The organism is Paracoccus sp. SCN 68-21, assembly GCF_001724535.1.
In the GTDB taxonomy this organism is placed as follows: domain Bacteria; phylum Pseudomonadota; class Alphaproteobacteria; order Rhodobacterales; family Rhodobacteraceae; genus Paracoccus; species Paracoccus hibiscisoli.
On record NZ_MEES01000019.1, the window covers coordinates 1 to 19,638 of the forward strand.

At 66.7% G+C, this 19,638-nt stretch carries 16 protein-coding genes and 2 pseudogenes; 4 read left to right on the top strand and 14 right to left on the bottom strand.

The window, feature by feature from the left end; genetic code table 11:
• Positions 1–393 precede the first annotated feature (393 nt).
• Positions 394–1,441 (top strand): annotated as a pseudogene (locus ABS73_RS08065) (IS110 family RNA-guided transposase); the annotation flags it as partial.
• 339 nt (positions 1,442–1,780) lie between these two features.
• Here the strand turns inward: ABS73_RS08065 and ABS73_RS08070 are convergent.
• From ABS73_RS08070 to ABS73_RS08095, 6 genes are all read right to left on the bottom strand, one after another.
• Positions 1,781–3,217 carry an inorganic phosphate transporter gene (locus ABS73_RS08070; RefSeq protein ID WP_277019053.1) on the bottom strand — a complete coding sequence of 479 codons (1,437 nt, stop codon included), beginning with the start codon at positions 3,215–3,217 and terminating at the stop codon, positions 1,781–1,783.
• A complete protein-coding gene (locus ABS73_RS08075) occupies positions 3,214–3,687 on the bottom strand; it encodes an NUDIX hydrolase (protein ID WP_277019055.1) in 474 nt (157 codons plus the stop codon). The genes ABS73_RS08070 and ABS73_RS08075 overlap by 4 nt, the downstream gene beginning before the upstream one ends.
• Positions 3,684–4,106, bottom strand: a complete 423-nt coding sequence (gene arfB, locus ABS73_RS08080; RefSeq protein WP_136856151.1) for an alternative ribosome rescue aminoacyl-tRNA hydrolase ArfB — start codon at positions 4,104–4,106, stop codon at positions 3,684–3,686. Before arfB ends, ABS73_RS08075 begins: the two co-directional genes overlap by 4 nt.
• 72 nt (positions 4,107–4,178) lie before the next feature.
• Positions 4,179–5,033, bottom strand: a complete 855-nt coding sequence (locus ABS73_RS08085) for a carbon-nitrogen hydrolase family protein (protein WP_277019058.1) — start codon at positions 5,031–5,033, stop codon at positions 4,179–4,181.
• Positions 5,030–5,614, bottom strand: a complete 585-nt coding sequence (locus ABS73_RS08090; protein ID WP_277019060.1) for a GNAT family N-acetyltransferase — start codon at positions 5,612–5,614, stop codon at positions 5,030–5,032. The genes ABS73_RS08085 and ABS73_RS08090 overlap by 4 nt, the downstream gene beginning before the upstream one ends.
• Positions 5,611–6,012 carry a ketosteroid isomerase-related protein gene (locus ABS73_RS08095; RefSeq protein ID WP_277019062.1) on the bottom strand — a complete coding sequence of 134 codons (402 nt, stop codon included), beginning with the start codon at positions 6,010–6,012 and terminating at the stop codon, positions 5,611–5,613. Before ABS73_RS08095 ends, ABS73_RS08090 begins: the two co-directional genes overlap by 4 nt.
• A gap of 138 nt (positions 6,013–6,150) precedes the next feature.
• Here ABS73_RS08095 and ABS73_RS08100 point away from each other — a divergent pair, with 138 nt between their 5' ends.
• Entirely contained in the window at positions 6,151–7,533 is a 1,383-nt protein-coding gene (locus tag ABS73_RS08100) for a phosphohexomutase domain-containing protein (RefSeq protein ID WP_277019065.1), read from the top strand.
• Positions 7,534–7,563: 30 nt separating this feature from the next.
• Here the strand turns inward: ABS73_RS08100 and ABS73_RS08105 are convergent, their stop codons facing one another.
• The 8 genes from ABS73_RS08105 to cysQ all read right to left on the bottom strand — a co-directional run bounded on the left by ABS73_RS08105 (position 7,564) and on the right by cysQ (position 16,500).
• The gene (locus ABS73_RS08105; protein ID WP_277019067.1) at positions 7,564–8,955 is read right to left on the bottom strand and encodes a hypothetical protein; all 1,392 of its coding nucleotides are present in this window, start codon (positions 8,953–8,955) and stop codon (positions 7,564–7,566) included.
• Positions 8,952–10,688, bottom strand: a complete 1,737-nt coding sequence (locus ABS73_RS08110) for a DUF5927 domain-containing protein (RefSeq protein ID WP_277019143.1) — start codon at positions 10,686–10,688, stop codon at positions 8,952–8,954. The genes ABS73_RS08105 and ABS73_RS08110 overlap by 4 nt, the downstream gene beginning before the upstream one ends.
• A gap of 5 nt (positions 10,689–10,693) precedes the next feature.
• Positions 10,694–11,719 carry a glycosyltransferase family 2 protein gene (locus ABS73_RS08115; RefSeq protein ID WP_277019069.1) on the bottom strand — a complete coding sequence of 342 codons (1,026 nt, stop codon included), beginning with the start codon at positions 11,717–11,719 and terminating at the stop codon, positions 10,694–10,696.
• Between the two features lie 99 nt (positions 11,720–11,818).
• Positions 11,819–12,841, bottom strand: a complete 1,023-nt coding sequence (locus ABS73_RS08120) for a glycosyltransferase family 2 protein (protein WP_277019071.1) — start codon at positions 12,839–12,841, stop codon at positions 11,819–11,821.
• Positions 12,838–13,824 carry a UDP-glucose 4-epimerase GalE gene (gene galE, locus ABS73_RS08125; protein ID WP_277019072.1) on the bottom strand — a complete coding sequence of 329 codons (987 nt, stop codon included), beginning with the start codon at positions 13,822–13,824 and terminating at the stop codon, positions 12,838–12,840. The genes ABS73_RS08120 and galE overlap by 4 nt, the downstream gene beginning before the upstream one ends.
• 2 nt (positions 13,825–13,826) lie before the next feature.
• A complete protein-coding gene (locus tag ABS73_RS08130) occupies positions 13,827–14,723 on the bottom strand; it encodes a UTP--glucose-1-phosphate uridylyltransferase (protein ID WP_136856143.1) in 897 nt (298 codons plus the stop codon).
• Positions 14,724–14,900: 177 nt separating this feature from the next.
• Complete coding sequence (locus ABS73_RS08135; RefSeq protein WP_277019074.1) at positions 14,901–15,701, bottom strand: 3-deoxy-manno-octulosonate cytidylyltransferase; 801 nt, start codon at positions 15,699–15,701, stop codon at positions 14,901–14,903.
• 1 nt (position 15,702) lies between these two features.
• Positions 15,703–16,500 (bottom strand): 3'(2'),5'-bisphosphate nucleotidase CysQ, encoded by a 798-nt coding sequence (gene cysQ / locus ABS73_RS08140; protein WP_277019076.1) that lies wholly within the window; start codon positions 16,498–16,500, stop codon positions 15,703–15,705.
• A 178-nt stretch (positions 16,501–16,678) separates the two neighbouring features.
• Between cysQ and ABS73_RS08145 the strand changes: the two genes are divergently transcribed.
• The gene (locus tag ABS73_RS08145; protein ID WP_286693429.1) at positions 16,679–17,473 is read left to right on the top strand and encodes an ABC transporter permease; all 795 of its coding nucleotides are present in this window, start codon (positions 16,679–16,681) and stop codon (positions 17,471–17,473) included.
• A 190-nt stretch (positions 17,474–17,663) separates the two neighbouring features.
• A pseudogene (gene dnaK / locus ABS73_RS08150) lies at positions 17,664–19,590 on the top strand (molecular chaperone DnaK).
• The last annotated feature ends 48 nt before the right edge of the window (positions 19,591–19,638 follow it).

A 19,638-nucleotide genomic window follows, 5' to 3' on the forward strand; every position in this document is an offset into this window, starting at 1 on the left:
AATCGCGGCTGACATCTATGCCGATAACGCGGCCATGTGATAGGTTGTCCATGCTCTCTTCCTTCTGGTGCGCGGTCCTGCAAGGCCGCAATCAACTGTCCGAGACGAAGAAGAGAGGCGGTGCCGACAGGCTAAGAAGCGTGGTCAAGCCACAAGGGTCAGACGTCGCGCACCACCCCGTCAGTGTCCCTGGCCAGGGACAATGACGGGGTAAGTTTAGCAAAACTCAGATACAGAAGGGTCAGGACTTGTTCTTGATCACAGCCAGAACAGGACGGTTGTGAAGAACAAGATGTCGCAAGGGGGCCTGCGCCGCCACCTGCCCGTTATCGTTGCCAAACCGAGGGCAATCCGGCGCTATTCCCGTATTGGATCCATCGGGAGGACTGTGTGATGAAGCTGTTTGTCGGACTGGACCCGTCGCTGGAGAAGGCCGCGAACTGCGTCATCGGCGAGCATGGGAAGACCGTGAGGGAGGCTCAGGCGGCCCGCGAGCCGGAAGCGCTGGCGCGCTGGATTGGGGACCTGGACGGCACCATCGCCGTCGTCGGCCTCGAAGCCGGGCCCCTGTCGCAATGGCTGCATCGCAGACTGTCCGAGGCGGGCCTGAGCGTGGTGCTGATGGAGACCCGGCAGGTGAAGGGTGCTCTGAAGGCGATGCTGATCAAAACGGATCGACGGGATGCCGAAGGCATTGCGCGCCTGCTTCATCTCGGCTGGGTCCCGCCCGTTCCTTGCAAATCCGTCTGGACGCGAGGCATTGCGCGCTCTGCTGAGTGCTCGCAAAGCCGTGCAGCAGGGCTTTATCACTCTGGAGCTGTCATTGCGTGGATTGCTGCGGAACTTCGGGCTGAAGGTCGGCGCGATCTCCCGCGGCAGGTTCGAGCACCGTATCCGAGAGCTGACTGCAGAGAACTCGATGCTGTTCGCCGCGACCGAGCCGATGCTGCGGGCGCGGGCATCCCTTCGACAGGAGCTTGCAGGATTGGAACGCCGGGTCCGTCAGTTGGCGCAAGACGATCCTGTCTGTCACCGCCTGATGTCGATGCCGGGCGTGGGCGCGGTCGTGGCGCTGACCTTCCGTTCCGCAGTTGATGATCCCTCGCGGTTCACATCGTCGAAGAAGGTCGGGCCATGGGCGGGCCTGACCCCGTCGCGAAACCAGTCAGGCGAACGCGACATCTCCGGCGGGATCACCAAAGCAGGCGACGTCAACCTGCGGCGCGCGCTGTGCCTGGCGGCGACGGTCATGATGTACGAGGAGGATCAGAAAACAGTCCGGCGGACGGTTTTCCCGACGATTGATGGCCGCTCGACATGGCTGAGACCATGGGCAGTGCAGGTCGTGCGCCACCGCGGCGCGGAACGGGCCATAGTAGCCCTTGCCCGGCGCATCAGCGTGATCGTGCACTGGATATGGACTGACGGCACAACCTTCCGATCCGAGGTTCAGGTTCCGCATGCACCCTTATCGGCCAAGCGCTCCACCGTTGCCTGCCTGACCGCAGGCCTTGGAGATCCCTATGGGACGCGGTTCCGATGATGCCGTGGTCAGGACTGTCGCCGAACCCCATCGAGCACGCCCATCAGATGGGCACATCGGACCTACCTCATGATAGCGGCCTGTCACGGACCGAAGCATGCACCCAGGTGATCTAAGGCGAAGGTAGCTGCGACAGCCGTCCGACGATCAGACCAAAGCTGAAACCGCCACTCTGCGGACGACGACGCATGCGCGGAACCGCTTGACTGAAACAACCCCGTCACCAAAGGCCCGAGCCTAGGGCACCGCCACCCGCAAGACCAGCATGCAGGCCAGCGCGCCTAGGGCGCCGGTCACGGGCAGCGTCACCAGCCAGGCGGCGGTGATGGTCACGACGTGGCTGCGCCGCACCAGGATGCGGCGGCGCGTTTCGTCCGCGGGCAGGGCCTCGGCGCGGCTGCCGGGGCGGCGGTCCAGCCATTCGCGTGCAAAGCCCACGCCAAAGACCCCGCCCACCGCCACATGCGTGGTCGAGACCGGCAGCCCCATCCCCGACGCCGCCAGCACCGTCACCGCCGTCGCCAGCGACACGCAAAAGGCGCGCCCCGCGTTCAGCCGCGTGATGCCGCTGCCGACCATGTGCACCAGGCGGCGCCCGAACAGCAGCGTGCCCGTGGCAATGGCCAGCCCGCCGCAGACCAGCACCAGCACCGGCACCACGCCGATCTGCGCGCTCAGCCCCTGCCCGCTCAGGATCACCGACAGCGGCCCGGCGATGTTGCCCACGTCGTTGGCCCCGTGCGCAAATCCCAGGATCACCACCGCCATCAGCAGCGCGGGGCGCAGCAGCGGCTTGATCCCCGGCTTGCGCGGATGGGCGGCCAGTTCCCGGCGGACGGCGCGGCGGGTCAGCAGATGCCCGGCCAGCGCGGGCAGAACCGCCGCCCCGACGATGACCGACAGCCCCGACTGGCGGTTCACCAACAGCAGCACATAGGCCGAGAACAGCCCCACCATCAGCCCCACCAGCGGCGGCAGCCAGCGCAGGGCGGCGGCGGCGCGGTCCGGCGCCTTGACCACCTTGATGCGCAGCAGGATCAGCAGCGCCCCCGCCAGCCCCCCCGACACCACCGGCGTCGCCACCCAGACCGAGGCGATCATCGCCAGCGTCCCCCAGGCGACCGCCGACAGCCCAAAGGCCACCGCCCCGGCCCCCGCAATGCCGCCGACGATGGAATGCGAAGTGCTGACCGGCAGGCCGATGCCCGTGGCCATCGTGATCCAGACGGCCGCCGCAACCAGTGCGGCGACCATCACCAGGGGCGCGCGCGGATCACCGGCCACCGGGGCCAGCTGCACGATGCCGGCCGCCAGTCGGGCCGACACGGCCCCGCCCGCCAGCACCGCCCCCGCCACCCCCGCCAGCGCGACCAGCGCCAGCCCGGGCAAGAGGCCGATCGCCCCCGCCCCGACCGCCGGCCCCAGAGAGTTCGCGACGTCGTTCGCCCCGATCGCCATGCCCAGCCAAGCCGCCACCACCAGCCCCGCCCCGATCGCCAGCACCCCCGGCGCGGCGCCCGACACGGCCATCGCCACCAGCAGCCCGCCCACCAGCGCCAGCATCAGCAGCCCCAGCCGCCAGACCGGGCGAAAGGCGTGCATCTGCGCCACCTCGGCATGCCCGATGCGACCCAGATCCTTGTCCAGGACACGGTATCCGGGGCTGTGGGTCATGACGGGGGCGCGGCCTGCGGACTGTCGGCGGTCTGCAGCGATAGCAGGATGCGCTTCAACCCCGGCTCGACCACCCGGCGGGCGGCGTCAGCGGGCGTGAACCAGCGTCGCTGCCGCTGGCGGCTTTCGGGAAAATCGTCGTCCAGCCGGTCCACCGAGAGCAGAAAGACCCGCATCTCGACCGGGACGGCATAGCCCTGATCCTGGCGTTTCTCATACAGGAACCGGCCCAGCTCGGCGGGGTGGATGCGGCCGCGGACGCCGGCCTCCTCCCAGGCCTCCTGGGCGGCGGCGCCATACAGGGTCCGCCCCTCCATCGGCCAGCCCTTGGGGATCACCCAACGCCCGGTGTCGCGGCTGGTTATCAACAGCACCTGCCCCGTGGCCGCGTCGTGACAGACCGCGCCCACCTGCATCATCACCGGCCGCCGGCCCAGCAGCATGTCCAGCGCGCGGCGCCACATGATCATTCGTCACCCTCCACCCGGCCGCGCAGCGATTTCACCTCGCCACGGACGGTCTTGGCCTTGAGGCGGCGGCGCTGGCTGCCCAGCGTGGGGCGGGTGGCGATGCGCCGTTTGGGCGCGGCAAGGGCCTGGCGGATCAGCTCGGCCAATCGGTCGCGGGCCAGTTCGCGGTTGCGCGCCTGGCTGCGGGTTTCTTGCGACAGGATCAGGATCGCACCGTCCTGCGTCCAGCGCCGCCCGGCCAGCCGTTGCAGGCGACGCTTGACCGCGTCGCTGAGGGCGGGGGATCGTGCCGCTTCGAACCGCAATTCCACCGCCGTCTCCACCTTGTTCACGTTCTGACCCCCCGGTCCCTGGGACCGGGTGAAATGTTCGGAAAGCTCCCATTCCTGGATGGCTATGGTGTCGGTGACATGCAGCATGCCCCAAGATATGGCGGGTTCCGCAGCCAGTTAAAGCGCAAAGCGGTTAATTCGCGGTAAATCCCGACAGGATCACCGGATCAGGCGGCTGCGATCCTGTTCGGGCCAATGCGCAAAGGGCAGAACCGCACCCTCGGCCCGGCTGGTCCGCACCCGAGACAGGTCGATCTGCGCCCGCACCCAGCCCGGCGCGTCCATCGCCCCTTCGGCGATGATCCCGGTTTCGGGCCAGAACCCGTCGGGTGGGCCATAGATCGCGGCGCGGCCCCGGTTCTCGTCCAGCGCGGGCATCCAGTCGCAGGGGCCGACGGTGGGCGCCTGGACGACGACGCATTGGCTCTCCAGTGCGCGGGCCATGGCGCCGATGCGCACGCGGGTGAACCCCGCGACCGTGTCGGTGCAGCTGGGGACCAGCAGGATCTCGGCCCCGGCCTCGGCCAGGATGCGCCCCAGCAGGGGGAATTCGCTGTCATAACAGATCAGCACGCCGATCCGGCCCAGCGCGGTGTCGAAGACGCGCAGGCCGGGCGCGCCGATCACGTCCCAGTCCTCGCGCTCGAACCGGGTCATGATCTGCTTGTCCTGATGGCCGATCACCCCGCCGGGGCCATACAGCACCGCGCGGTTGACGGGCCGCGCGCCGTCAAAGACCGGCCCCGACGCGCCCAGGATGTGACAGCCGTGCCGCGTGGCCAGATCGGCATGCAGCGCATGGACGGCGGGCCAGTGGCGGGCGACCTCGTGCAGGCTGGCCTCCAGATCGCCCGCAACCGCCGCGCCGCCCAGCGAGGCCAGCTCCATCGCGCCGTATTCGGGAAAGACCAGTAGATCGGCCTGCGCCTCGGCGACCCATCGGGTCAGCTTGGCGGCATAGGCGTTGAACGTGTCGAACCAGTCGATCGGATAGGCGGCGGCGGCGATCTTCACAGCGGCTTCATCCAGAATTGCAGGGTCTTGTCGGTCTCGGAGGTCTGGCCCAGATCCTTCCACGCGAATTGCGCGGTCACGCCGGGCAGAGGCGCATAGCCCCGCTTGGACCAGAACCCGTCCAGCGGATGATAGTCGGCGGGCCGCATCGGATGATCGGCGGGCCGGATCACGCTGCAAAAGGCCGACCAGCGTGCCCCCAAAGCACGGGCATGATCCTCGCGCGCGTCGAAAAAGGCGTGCCCCAGCCCGTGGCCGCGATAGGCCCGCAGCAGCACCGATTCGGCGCAGTAAAAGATGTCGGACAGGGCCTCGGGGCGGTCGGCAAAGGCCGCGCCGAAATCGGCGGCGTGATCCGACATGGGCGCGCCGGTCGCGGCCCCCACGATCCGGTCGCCATCCATCGCGGCCACGACCACCGCGCCGGGCGACTGATAGGCGCGCAGGTAATCGCGTTCGTAATCGGCATCGCCGTCATACAGATACGGCCAGTCGCGGAACACGTCGATGCGCAGCCGCGCCACATCGGGCAGCGCATCGGCCAGCGCATCGCCGGTCAGGACGCGGACCGTGGCGCTCATGCGCCGACCTGCGCCATCCAATCGGCCAGGTTGTAATAGGTGGTGACCCGCGCGATGCGCCCGTCGCGGATGGTGAAGAACGCGCCCGCGGGCAGGCGATAGGTCTGGCCATTGGCCTCGGGCAGGCCGGGATCGGTCTTGAGATAGGTGCCGTTCACCACGAATTCCGCCGCCGCACGGTCGCCCGCATCATTGGCCATGATGACCATGTCGGTCAGGTTTTCGCGATAGCTTTCAGTCATATGGGCGTTGAATTCGGCAAACAGCGCGCGGCCTTTGCGGATCTTGCCCTCGTTCACGTGATGTTCGACGTCATCATGCAGCAGCGCCAGCATGTCGTCGGTGCGCCCCGCGTTGAAGGCGTCGTAATAGGCGGCGATCAGGGCCTTGGCATCCATCGGTCTCTCCTTGCTGGTGGGCGGAACCTAGCGCGGCGGGGGCGTGCCGTCACCTCGTCCCAAGGTGCCATGCCGCCCGAACCTTGAAAATCGCCCCGAACCTGTTAGCGCTGATGCAAACCGGAACCGGAGGACGACATGAACACCCCCCTTGGCAGGCGCGAGATCACCTGCTTCAAAGCCTATGACGTGCGTGGAGAGCTGGGCAAGAACCTGGACGCGGACGTTGCCTATCGCATCGGCCGCGCCTTTGCCCAGGCGCGCGGCGCGAAACGCGTGGTCGTGGGCCGCGACAGCCGCGCCAGCAGCCCGGAGCTGGCCGCCGCCCTGATCGAGGGGCTGACCGATGGCGGCGCCGACGTGCTGGACCTGGGTCTGGCCGGCACCGAGGAGGTCTATTTCCACACCGGCAATCAAGGCACCGATGGCGGGATCGAGGTCACGGCCTCGCACAATCCGATCAACTACAACGGCATGAAGATCGTGGGCCACGGATCGGCGCCGCTGGACCCCGCGACCGAACTGCCGCCGATCGTCGATCTGGCCACCAGCGGCGATTTCGCCCCGGCAACCAAGGGCACCGTCACCGATTTCAGCCATGCCCGCGCGGAATACGCGTCCCGCATGGCCGATTTCGTCGATGTGGCCGCCCTGCGCCCGATGAAGATCGTGGTGAATGCCGGCAACGGCACCGCGGGCCCGACCTTTGACGCCATCGCCGCCGAGCTGGAGCGTCGCGGCGCGCCGCTGACCTTCGTGCGCATGCATCACGACGTGGACTCGAGCTTTCCCAACGGCATCCCCAACCCGCTGCTGGACGAAAACCAGCCCCCCACCGTCGCCCGCATGATCGAGGAAAAGGCCGATCTGGGCGTGGCCTGGGACGGCGATTTCGACCGCTGCTTCTTCTTTGACGAGAACGGGCGCTTTATCCCCGGCGAATATATCGTCGGCCTGCTGGGTGCGGCGTTTCTGGAAAAGTCGCCGGGCGAAAAGATCGTGCATGACCCCCGCGTCATCATGAACACCCGCGCCATGATCCAGGAGGCCGGCGGCGAGGCCGTGGTCAGCAAGACCGGCCACGCCTTCATCAAGCGCAAGATGCGTGATGTCAGCGCGATCTATGGCGGAGAGATGTCGGCGCATCACTATTTCCGCGACTTCTATTATTGCGACAGCGGCATGATCCCGTGGCTGCTGATGATCGAACTGCTGTCCCGCAAGGGCATGACGCTGGCGGAAATGCTGGAGGAGCGGATGCGGCTGTATCCGTCCTCCGGAGAGACGAACTATACCATCGCCGACCCGGACGCGGCCATCGCGCGCCTGATCGCGACCTACGAGCCGCAGGCGGACAGCCGCGACGATCTGGACGGGGTGTCGCTGAATTTCGGCAAGTGGCGGTTCAACCTGCGCAAGTCGAACACGGAACCGGTGGTGCGCCTGAACGTCGAATCCGACGGCGACGCGGCGCTGGTGGCGGACAAGCAGGCCGAACTGGCGGCCCTGCTCAAGGCGTGACGGGGTGGCGGGCCGAAAGGCCCGCCCGCCTCAATCCGAGAACCCGAACGCGATGTAATCGCGCAGATAGGCTTGGCGTGCGGCCTGCAACAATGGCTTTTCGCGCAGGAAATCGGGCATGGGCTGGGTCTTTAGCCCGTTCAGGCGTGGGTCGTCGATGCCTGCGGTGCGGGCCAGGGCGGACAGGTCCTCGGCCAGGCGATCCTCGCGGATCAGCATGTCGGGGGTGGCGACACGGCTGAAGCCCGCGATCACCTCGGACTGGCTGGCCCATCCGGCATGGGTGGGCAGCGTTGTCTGGCCGTTCAGGTTGCGTTTCAGGAACCCCAGAAACTGCGCGAACAGGTCGAGCTGGTCCTGCTGCGACAGCCCCGCCAGCACCTCGTCGGCAGGCAGCGCCACGCGATGCACGTCGCGCATCAGCTGGCGCAGCTCTGGTGCGCCCTCCTGCAACAGCTGCCGGAATGCGGTCCAGGCCCGGTGCAGCGGATGGCGCAGCACCGCAAAGCTGCGATGGCCCGGCCGCTGGCGTTTCCACTGGCGCAGGCTGGTCTGAGTGAAATCGCCCGTGACCTGCCCCAGCCCGGCCATCCAGTCGCGCACCGCCCCCCCCGGACCACAGCGCACCGGCATGAAGATCAGCCCGGCCCCCGCATCCGTGGCGGTAAAGCTGGGCACCGACGGCCCCCGGCGCGGCTCGAAATTGGGGATGCGGCGCAGCATGAAGGGGTCGACCTGTGCCAAATCGGCCTGCATTTCCGCAAAATTGCCGACCTTTTCGGCCAGCTCGCGCGGGTTCTGGGGGACCTGGTCGCTGGCGGGTTCCACCCGGGGAATGTCGGTGCGGCCCAGCCAATGGACCAGCCCGGTCATCACGTCGGCATCGCGCAGATCCTCATAGCCCAGCCAGAAGGCGGTCTGGCCCGTCACCTGCAGCCGGTGCATCACCCGCAGCTGGAACCGTTCCACCGCGGCAATCATGTCGCGGAATTCCGGGCCGTCATAGGTGATGGTCGCGGGAATCGGAGTCTCGGTCTCGTTCAGCTTCCACTGGTTCGTCTGCCGGGCCAGCTGGGTCGAGACATAGCTGTCCAGCGGATTGCGGGTCAGCACGATCTTGGCGCATTCGGGATCGTGCATGATCGCGTCAAAGACCCGCGGATCGTGGTCGTGGAAATAGCGGAACCCCGGCAGGTGGCCCGGCTTGTCGAACAGTTTGTTCAGCAGGACCATCGGGTCCGCCTCGCGCTGGTCGCGGGTGATGCCCTGCAATTCGTCCTTGTCGGGCCAGCCCATCATGTAGGGGTTGAACGCCTCGCCAAAGCAGGTGACGCCGCGCAGGGCGTTCAGCGTCGACTCCAGCAGGTTGGACCCGGTGCGCATCTCGGCAAAGATGACGAAGCGGCGGAAGGGGCGGGTCATTCGGCGGCGGTCCTTTCGGGCAGGGTGATGTCGGCGGTGGGCAGCGCGTCCCCCGACAGGCGCGGGCGCAGGCCCGAATTCTTGAGCCTGCGCAGCAGATCCGCAAGCCCCTCCAGGTCGCGCATCCGGGGCATGTCGGTCGGCGGCCCGGCCTGCAGGGGCAGGTGGTGCAGCGACTGGAACAGCATCTCCTGCGGGCGGGCCAGGAAATCGGTCAGCTCGTGGACATGGACGCGCGCCTTGACCCAGACCGAATTCAGCACGTCCATCTGCGCGATCTCGGCGCGCTGCAGCAGCGCGGTGACGCGGCGGATGTCGTCAAAGGGCATGTCCGATTCCAGCAGCGGCAGCATCCAGGCCCCGGTGACGACATGGATATGGGCGTTCGGATCGGTGGCGATGAACCAGTTCAGCCGCTGATTGTCGCGCGGGCTGAACTGGAACACCTGCATGCGCGTGGTGATGCGGATCAGCGCGGTCAGGAACCCGTGCGGGTCGCGGTCGCGGATCAGCGTGTTGGACGAGATGGCTCCCGGCCCGATCGCGGGACGGCCGGCGAATTCGACCATCTCGGGGCCCAGCAGGTGGCCGTGGACATCGGCATCCAGAAGGCCCGCCAGCCAGTCCTCGAATTCGGGGAAGATGTCGGAAAAGCCCTGGAACACCGCATAGGGGGCCGAGGTCTTGCCGTTTTCGGCGTCCTTGCGCGGAAACCGGCTCTGCATGTAGAGGCCCGGCCGCCCCAGCAGGCGCCGCCGCACGGTGCGGTTGATCAACCGCTCGATCCGTTGGGGCTGGGGCGGGGACAGGTCGGGCTGGGGGCCGGGCGGGCGCGGGAAATGGGCCAGCAGCTCGGTCGCCTTGGGCCAGACCTTGCGCGCCACGAAACAGCGCGATTCCTCCAGCATCAAGGCGTGGTCGTCATACAGCTGATAGGGCCTGCCATTGTGGTCGAACTTGGCCAGGGTCAGGGAATGGCTCTCGATCCGGATGGCGTGGCGACGCGCCAGGGTCTGGAAATAGCTTTCGTCGGGAATCCAGGTCAGCCGGAAAAAACGGTCGAACTCGGACCGGCGGGGGTCCTCCAGGATGGCGCGCAGGGTGGCGGTGGTCAGGCACCACCATTGCGACCCCAGATGCGGCGACAGCCCCTTGGGCAGGCGGCGGCGGATGCCCAAGCCCCGCTGCAGGGCGGTCAGCCGGTCGAACAGCCAGCGCTGCTTGCGCCAGTCCAGCGGATAGAACAGGGTAAAGCGTTCCTCGTTCAGGCCGCCCACGGTCCAGCCGACATCCAGGGCATTGACGCTTTCGATGTGATCGCAGGCCGGGTCCAGCGCCAGGAACGCCGCCAGATCGCGCACTGGCCTGAGCGGCAGGCACGACCCCGAGGCCAGATAGACATGCGTCACCTCGGGGAACCGCTCCAGCAGCAGTTGGGCTGCGTCCTGCGTGGCCCGCACCAGGCTGAAGCGGCCCCAATCGCAGGTGTGGCGGCGCGAAAAGACGATGCCGGGCAGGTCCGACAGCGCGTCCCGCATCCGCGCCACCGACCGGGCCGAGGCCTTGGCATCAACATGGATCGCCACGCGGGCGCCCCCCTCGACCCAGATGCGGGCCATCCGGGCCGCCACGTCCAGCCGCGCATGGCACAACAGCACAACGCCCAGCTGGACCGCGCCTCCCGGTCCGCCCGGCCGCTGGTCGCCCGGCTTGATGCGGGATTTCGCCACCATCCCCGTCACGCCCAGTTCCCCCGCGAGATCAGCCCCAGATCCTCCAGCTGGCGCCAGTCGGCATATTCGCGCGATTCGCTGCACCACAGGTCCGTGCCGCGCCGCAACCCCGCGTGATAGGCCTGATATTCCTTACTGTTGGCGTAATGCTGGCGGCGGTCCAGCTCCTCTGCGGACTTGTCGGCAAAGGTGGGCAGGAACTTGGCATGCAGCAGGCAGCCCGACGCCATCTCTCCGCCGCTTTCGTCATAGACCCTGTTCAGATGGCGCGGCAGCAGCATGTGGGTGGAACTGACATAGGCATAGCGCCAGTGCCATTTCACCAGCGGCGTCTTGTTCAGGGCCGGGCCAGCCAGGGGTTCGGCGGTAAAGAACTTGCGCGTGCGCGGCCCACCCTGGATCCACAGGTTGCCGTAATAGGCGTTCTTGCTGATGCTGTAATTCGCCGGATCGAACCAGCGGGCGATCCGGAACGGGTCCGTGCCCTCCTCATAGGGTTGGTCCTCGATATTGCCGCGCGGATACATGTCCAGCAGCATCGCGGGAAAGCTGCGCCGCCCGGACGCATCCAGCCAGTCGGTCAGCGCCTCCAGCGGGCGCGAATCGCAATGCGGATAGATCAGGAACTCGTCCGGGTCGATCGTCAGGCACCAATGCCCGTGCCCGTATTTCATCAGCAGCCGGTTGATCCAGTCCATGCCGAACCGCGACCGCCTGTAGCCCGCATTGGTCCACCACAGCGACACGTCCGGCTGTTCGGCCAGATAGTTGCCGCTGCCATCGTCGCTGTCGTTGTTGACAAACAGGAAATGGTCGACGCCCAGCTTGCGGTAGTAATCCAGGAAATAGGGCAGGCGCACACGCTCGTTGCGCAGGGTCACGAAGGCCAGGATGTCGCCCTTGCGGATCTGGCCGGTGCGGTTCACGACCGATTTCAGCGCGCGGCGCCGATTCCAGGCGCGCACGATCAGATACTGTCGTTCGGACCGGCGGCGCAGACGGTCTGGGATCGGAATCCTGCCGATCCGCATCACGGGGTCCGGCGTTCTGCGAGGGGCGGGCAACAGGCTATCATGGGTCAAGCAATGTTCACCCGGCCGCGACTTGGCAAGCGTTTTCAGCCGGTTTGGTTACGCAGCCCCGTCACCTGTGCCCATCAGGCCCAGCTCGACCAGTTGCCGCCAGTCGCGCCACCGGACCGAATTCGGCCCCCGCAGGACCGGCCCCCGGGCCACCGCGCGGTGATAGTCGGCATAGGCCGCGGGATCGGCGAAATGTTGGCGGCGGTCCAGCTCCTCCTGCGATTTTTCCACGATATCGGGCAGGAACTTGCCATGCAGCAGCACCCCCGACAGGCGCGGATCGCCCGGCCCGTCATAGATCAGGTTCAGCCGCGGCGGCAGCACGGAATGGGTCGAATTGACATAGACCTGCCGCCCCGACCAGCGCATCAGCGGCAGCTTGTTCATGGTCGGTGCGCGGCGCGGATCACCCGCAAAGAAGACCCGATCGCGCACCCCGCCCTGCACCCACAGGTTGCGGCGCGGCATCATCCGCTGCGCGCGCCATGGACCGGGGTCGAACCAAGGCAGACGCGCCGTCAGGGGCGCGCCTTCGGGGGCATCCGCGGTGCCAAGCGGCCCGGAGGGATACAGGTCCAACATCACCGCGCCCAGCCCCGGCTGGCCGATCCGGTCCAGATGCGCCACCAGATCCGGCAGCGGCCGGGTGTCGTGATGGGGATAGACCAGCAATTCGTCGGCATCGACCGTCAGGCACCAATGCCCCCGCCCGAAACGCCACAGCAGCGCCCCCGCCCAGTCCAGCCCGAACCGCGCCGCGCGATAGCTGTTAGGGCAATGCCACAGCGACACGTCCGGCTGTTCCGCCAGATAGCGGTCCGAGCCGTCGGTGCTGGCATTGTCGACCATCAGGAAATGCGCGACGCCAAGCTGGCGGTAATGGTCCAGGAAACCGGGCAGATGCGCGATCTCGTTGCGCAGGGTCGTCACCGCCAGCACGTCGCCTGCGCGGATCGCGCCATGGCGTTCCGCCACCGGCTGCAGCGCCAGGCGCGCCCGCAAGGCGCGCCAGATCAGTTCGCGGCGCTTCCAGCGCAGGCGATAGGCCTGCCACGCCGCGCGCGGGGTCACCGCTTGTAATCGCCCGTCTGGTGCCAGCGCCAGGCATCCGCGATCATCTGCGGCATGGTCGACCGGTCGGGCGACCAGCCCAGCTCGGCCTTGGCGCGGGTGCTGCCGCAGACCAGTTTGACCGCGTCGCCGCCCCGGCGCGGGCCGTCCAGCATCGGCACCTCGCGGTTGGTGATGGCGCGCGTGGCATCGACCACCTCGCGGACCGAGAACCCGTCGCCGGTGCCCAGGCAGAACACCCGGCTGCCCTTGTCCGCGCGCAGCCATTCCAGGCCCTTCACATGCGCGTCGACCAGGTCCATCACGTGGACATAGTCGCGGATGCAGGTGCCGTCCGGGGTCGGATAGTCGGTGCCGTGGATGGTCAGCGCCGCCCGCTTGCCGTCCACCGCGTCCAGGATCAGCGGGATCAGATGGGTTTCGGGGCGGTGGAACTCGCCCACCTCTCCGTCAGGATCGGCGCCCGCCACGTTGAAATAGCGGAAGATCACCGACCGCAGCCCGTGCGAGGCCCCGAAATCGGCCAGCATATCCTCGATCGCGCGCTTGGACGCGCCATAGGCGTTCAGCGGCGCCTGCGGGGTATCCTCGTCCAGCACCTCGCCGTCGCGGTCGCCATAGGTCGCGCAGGTCGAGCTGAAGACGAAATCCAGGCACCCCGCCGCAATCGCCGCCTCGATCAGGTTCAGCGACCCTGCGACATTGTTGCGCCAGTAGCGGCCCGGTTCGGCCATCGCCTCGCCCACCTGGGACAGGGCCGCGAAATGCAGCACCGCCACGGGCCGGTGTTGGGCAAAGGCCGCGTCCAGGGCTGCGCGGTCCATCAAATCGGCCTCGACCACAGGGCCGAAGCGCACGGCATCGCGCCAGCCGGTCGAGAAATTGTCCAGCGTGACGGGAACGAACCCTGCCGCCGCCAGCGCCTTGCAGGCGTGCGAGCCGATATAGCCCGCCCCGCCCGTCACCAGAACCTTGTCCGCCATGCTTATTCGGCAGCCCGGCGCATGGACATCACCTGATGCAGGTATTCGGCGAACTCGTCCTTCAGCTCGTCACGCTCCAGGCCAAAGGCCACGGTCGCCTGCAGGAAGCCCGCCTTGGAGCCGCAGTCGAAGCGCTGGCCGCGGAAGCGCAGGCCGAACACGTCGCGGCCCGCCTGGATCTCTTCGGCGATGGCGTCGGTCAGCTGGATCTCGCCGCCGGCGCCCTGCTTGAGCTTGTTGAGGTTCTTCATCACGGTCGGCGCCAGGATATAGCGGCCGATCACCGCCAGGTTCGACGGCTGCGTGCCGGTGGCGGGCTTTTCGACCATGCCCTTGGCGCGCACGATGGCGCCCATGTCCTCGGCCACGTCCAGAACGCCGTAAGCCTTGGCCTTTTCGGGGGCGACCTCCATCGTGGCGACCATGCTGCCGCCGGTCTCGCCATAGGCCTCGATCATCTGCTGCAGGCAGGGCGGCTCACCCTGGATGACGTCGTCGGTCAGCACCACGGCAAAGGGCTCGTCATCCGACAGCAGGCGACGGGCGCACCAGACCGCGTGGCCCAGGCCCAGGGCCTTGTGCTGGCGGATATAGGCGATGGCGCCGGAGTCCATGTTGGTGGCGCGCAGGATCTCCAGCAGGTCGGTCTTGCCGGCCTTCTTGAGGCTGGATTCCAGCTCGTGGGCGTGATCGAAGTAATCCTCCAGCGAGCCCTTGCCGCGCGAGGTGACAAAGATGAATTCCTTGATGCCGGCGGCGCGGGCCTCGTCGATGGCGTATTGGATCAGCGGTTTGTCGACCAGCGACAGCATCTCCTTGGGGATGCTTTTCGTGGTGGGAAGAAAGCGCGTTCCCAAGCCAGCGACGGGGAAAATGGCTTTCGTAACCTTGCGACCCATGACGGATACCTCTGATGGTTCGGTGGGACCGGTCCCACCCTGAATGACGTTGATGCCTTGCCGGGCAGAGACGGTGAGTTCAATGCGCAGATTATTCCGTAGGCAGCTTGTCGCCAAGCGATTGTACCAAAATAGACAAATATTTCACGTATTCGCCACACGGCAGGGCAAACCGGCTCAGGCGATGCCCATATCCTGCATCATCTGCTCCAGCCGGGTAACATCCTCGGGGTTGTTCAGTTCCCAGAACTGGCGGCCGCGCGCCTCGACCTCGACGCACAGCACCGGCCGACCGCGCTCCAGGAAGCGCAGCTGCTCCAGGCCCTCCAGCCGCTCCAGCGTGCCTTCGGGCCAGGTGGGGTATTCCGCCAGGGCGTCGGGGCGATAGGCATAGACGCCCACATGGTGAAAGACCGGGCTGGGCCAGTCCGGGGCCACGTCGCCCGGCACGAAGGGCACGACCTCCTTGGAGAAATAGAGCGCCCGCCCGTCATGACCGAACACCGCCGTCGTCCCGCCGACGCGGCCCGCGTGGCGATCCGCGATCAGGTCGGCGCGCATGGCGCCGGTGCAGCGCAGCACGGGGGTCGCCACCTCGGCGCCCGGATCGGCGCGCAGGCCCGCCACCAGATCCTCCACGAACCAGGCGGGCGTCAGCGGCGCGTCGCCCTGCAGGTTCACGACGATCTCGGGGGTCAGGCCAAGGTTGGCCACCGCCTCGGCGCAGCGTTCGGTGCCGTTGCGGCAATCGGGGCTGGTCATCGCGACCTCGGCGCCAAAGGCCAGCGCGTGGTCGCGGATGCGGTCGTCATCGGTGGCCACGATCACCCGGTCGATGCCGCCGACCGCCATGGCCGCGTCCCAGCTGCGCCGGATCAGGCTGCGCGCCTGCCCGCCCGCGCCGCGCAGTTCGACCAGCGGCTTGCCCAGATAGCGGGTCGAGGCAAAGCGGGCGGGAATGACGATAACGACCGACATCTCAGGCCTTCACCAGCAGGACGCCGGGGGCGTAGGCGATGAAGAACGGGTTCTCAAATCCCGGCTTGCCATAGGCCAGGGGGGTGTGGTCGTCGAACCGCACCACCTGACCGCCCGCGCTGCGCAGCACCGCGTCGCCCGCCGCCGTGTCCCATTCCATCGTGCGGCCCAGCCGCGGATAGAGGTCCGCCTCTCCGGTCGCGACCAGGCAGAATTTCAGCGAGCTGCCCGCGCTGGTCATGTCGCGCACGCCGTATTGCGCGATATAGGCGTCGGTGGCCGCATCGCGATGCGATTTCGACGCCACGACCATCAGGCCGCGATTGTCGGGCGTGGCGTTGACGCCGATGGGCTGGGTCTGCCCGGGCTGGTCGCCGAAGGGACCCGTCTCCTCGACCGAGCGGCCGTCGGCGGTGGTATAAAACAGCCGCCCCTTGGCGGGGGCATAGACCACGCCGCGCACCGGCACGCCGTCCTGGACATAGGCGATGTTGACGGTGAAATCGCCGCGCCGCTGCACGAATTCCTTGGTCCCGTCCAGCGGATCGACGATCAGGAAGGTCCGCAGGCTCTGGCCGTGGGTGTCGGCCTGCTCCTCGGTGACCAGGGGGGTGTCGGGAAAGGCCGCGCGCAGCCCCTTCGAAATCAGTGCGTCCGCGGCCTCGTCAGCTGCGGTGACAGGCGAATCATCGGACTTGGCACGGGTGTCGAAATCGTCCGACCGATAGATCTCCATGATCCTCTCTCCGGCCAGCAGGGCAAGGCGCCGCATTTCGGTGGTCAGTCGGTCGAATTGCATTCACTTTCCTTTCCCTGCGCGGGGCCGTCGGCCGCTGCCGGATTGTGCGAAGGTCCGGTCCCCCTTATGATCGCAGGCGGGTCCGTCGGCAAGCATGCGACCACGGTCCGGACAGGCCGGACCCACCGCCCTCATCGACGGAGCACGACCCTTGTTCAAGCAGCGCCAGAACCGGAACATGTTTCAGGCCGCGTTCACCACGCTGGCGCTGATCTATCACCAGACGGTCTACAACCTGCGCACGGAACACCGCAATGCGGTGGTGGGCCTGCTGCTGACCATGGTGCAAAGCGCGCTGTTCGTGGTGGTGTTCCTAGCCATGTACGCGCTGATCGGGCTGAAAACCTCTCCGATCCGGGGGGATTTCCTGCTCTATATCATGTCGGGCATCTTCATCTTCATGCTGCATGTGCAGACGGTGGCGGCCGTCGCAGGCAGCCATTCGATCTCGTCGGGGATCATCAAGCACGAACCGCTGAACGCGGCGGTGCTGATCTCGGGGGCGGCGCTGTCGGTGCTCTATCGCCAGACGATCGGCTGCATCGTCATCCTGTCGATCTATCACCTGGGGTTCCAGGAGATCACGATCTATGACCCCCTGGGGGCGGGGGCGCTGTTCCTGCTTGCCTGGTTCTCGGGATGCTGCGTGGGGCTGGTGTTCCTGGGCATCCGGCCCTGGTCGCCGCAGGCCTGCAAGGTACTGACGACGCTGTATCAGCGGGTCAACATGTTCGCCTCGGGCAAGTTCTTCGTGGCCAACACGCTGCCCGGCTTCATCCTGCCCTGGTTCGCGTGGAACCCGCTGTTCCACCTGATCGACCAGGAACGCGGGTTCCTGTTCATCAACTATTCGCCGCACCGCACCAGCCTGCTCTATCCGCTTTGGTTCTCGATCGCGGCGCTGATGATCGGGTTGCTGATCAACTTCACCACCCGCAAGTACGAATCCATCAGCTGGAGCGCGACCCAGTAGAAATCGCCGCATTTGCAGGCCCCTTCGGCCCATTTTGGGGCCCGGCGGTGCTTGCGGGGCCGAATTGCATCCCTATATACACCCCCGAAGCGGTCCGGAGGTTCCGGGCCGTTCACGCAAGGGATCGGGCCTCGGGGGCCACAACGGACCCGAAGTCCACGATATCGCCGCAAGAGAAGGTTATATTCACATGTCCAAAGTCATCGGCATCGACCTCGGCACCACCAACAGCTGCGTGGCCATCATGGACGGCAGCCAGCCCAAGGTCATCGAGAACAGCGAAGGCGCGCGCACGACGCCCTCGATCGTCGGCTTCAAGGACGGCGAACGTCTGGTCGGCCAGCCGGCCAAGCGCCAGGCCGTGACCAACCCCACCAACACCGTCTTTGCCGTGAAACGCCTGATCGGGCGCCGCATGGGCGACGAGGCCGTGGAAAAGGACCGCAAGATGGTCCCCTTCACCATCGCGGACGGTGGCAACGGCGATGCATGGGTCGAAGTGCAGGGTGAGAAATATTCCCCCGCGCAGGTCAGTGCGATGATCCTTCAGAAGATGAAGGAGACCGCCGAAAGCTATCTGGGCGAGACCGTGACCCAGGCTGTGATCACCGTTCCGGCCTATTTCAACGACGCTCAGCGTCAGGCGACCAAGGACGCGGGCAAGATCGCCGGCCTCGAGGTCCTGCGCATCATCAACGAGCCGACCGCAGCCGCACTGGCCTATGGTCTGGACAAGAAGGAAACCAAGACGATCGCGGTCTATGACCTCGGCGGCGGGACCTTCGACATCACCATCCTGGAAATCGATGACGGGTTGTTCGAGGTGAAATCCACGAACGGCGACACCTTCCTGGGTGGCGAAGATTTCGACATGCGGATCGTGAACTATCTGGCCGACGAGTTCAAAAAAGAGCACGGCGTCGATCTGTCCAAGGACAAGATGGCCCTGCAGCGCCTGAAGGAAGCCGCTGAGAAGGCCAAGATCGAGCTGTCCAGCAGCAGCCAGACCGAGATCAACCAGCCGTTCATCTCGATGGACAAGAACTCGGGCACGCCGCTGCACCTGGTCGTCAAGCTGACGCGCGCCAAGCTGGAAAGCCTTGGAAAGCCTGGTCGCGGACCTGATCAAGCGGACCATGAAACCCGTCCAAGACGCGCTGAAGGATGCCGGCTGTTCCAAGTCGGACATCGACGAGGTCGTTCTGGTCGGCGGCATGACCCGCATGCCCAAGGTCGTGGCCGAGGTCACCGACTTCTTCGGCAAGGAGCCCCACAAGGGCGTGAACCCCGACGAGGTTGTGGCCCTGGGCGCCGCCATTCAGGCCGGCGTGCTGCAGGGTGACGTCAAGGACGTCGTGCTGCTGGACGTGACGCCCCTGTCCCTGGGCATCGAGACCCTGGGCGGCGTGTTCACCCGCCTGATCGACCGCAACACCACCATCCCGACCAAGAAATCGCAGATCTTCTCGACCGCCGAGGACAACCAGGGCGCCGTGACCATCCGCGTCTTCCAGGGCGAGCGGGAAATGGCCGCGGACAACAAAATGCTGGGCCAGTTCAACCTGGAGCACATCCCGCCCGCGCCGCGCGGCATGCCCCAGATCGAGGTGACCTTCGACATCGACGCCAACGGCATCGTGTCGGTGGCGGCCAAGGACAAGGGCACCGGCAAGGAGCAGACCATCACCATCGCAGCCTCGGGCGGTCTGACCGACGAGGACATCGAGCGGATGGTCAAGGATGCTGAGGCGAACGCCGAGGGCGACAAGACCCGCCGCGAGCTGGTCGAGGCCAAGAACCAGGCCGAAAGCCTGATCCACTCGACCAACAAGTCGCTGGCCGAGCATGGCGACAAGGTGGACGCCTCGACCGTCGAGGCGATCGAGCTGGCCATCGGCGCGCTGGAGGAATCGCTGAAATCTGAAGAGCCGGGCAAGATCCGCTCGGGCATCCAGAACGTGATGGATGCGTCCATGCGTCTGGGTGAGGCGATCTACAAGAACCAGCAGAGCGCCGAAGAGGCCGATCCGTCGGACCGTGACGCCCCGCGTGATGTCGACGACGACATCGTGGACGCCGATTTCGAAGATCTGGGCGACGACAAGAAGCGCGGCTGATCGGGGCCGCATCCCCTGACCGGGCCGGTCCGCCATCTGCTGCGGGCC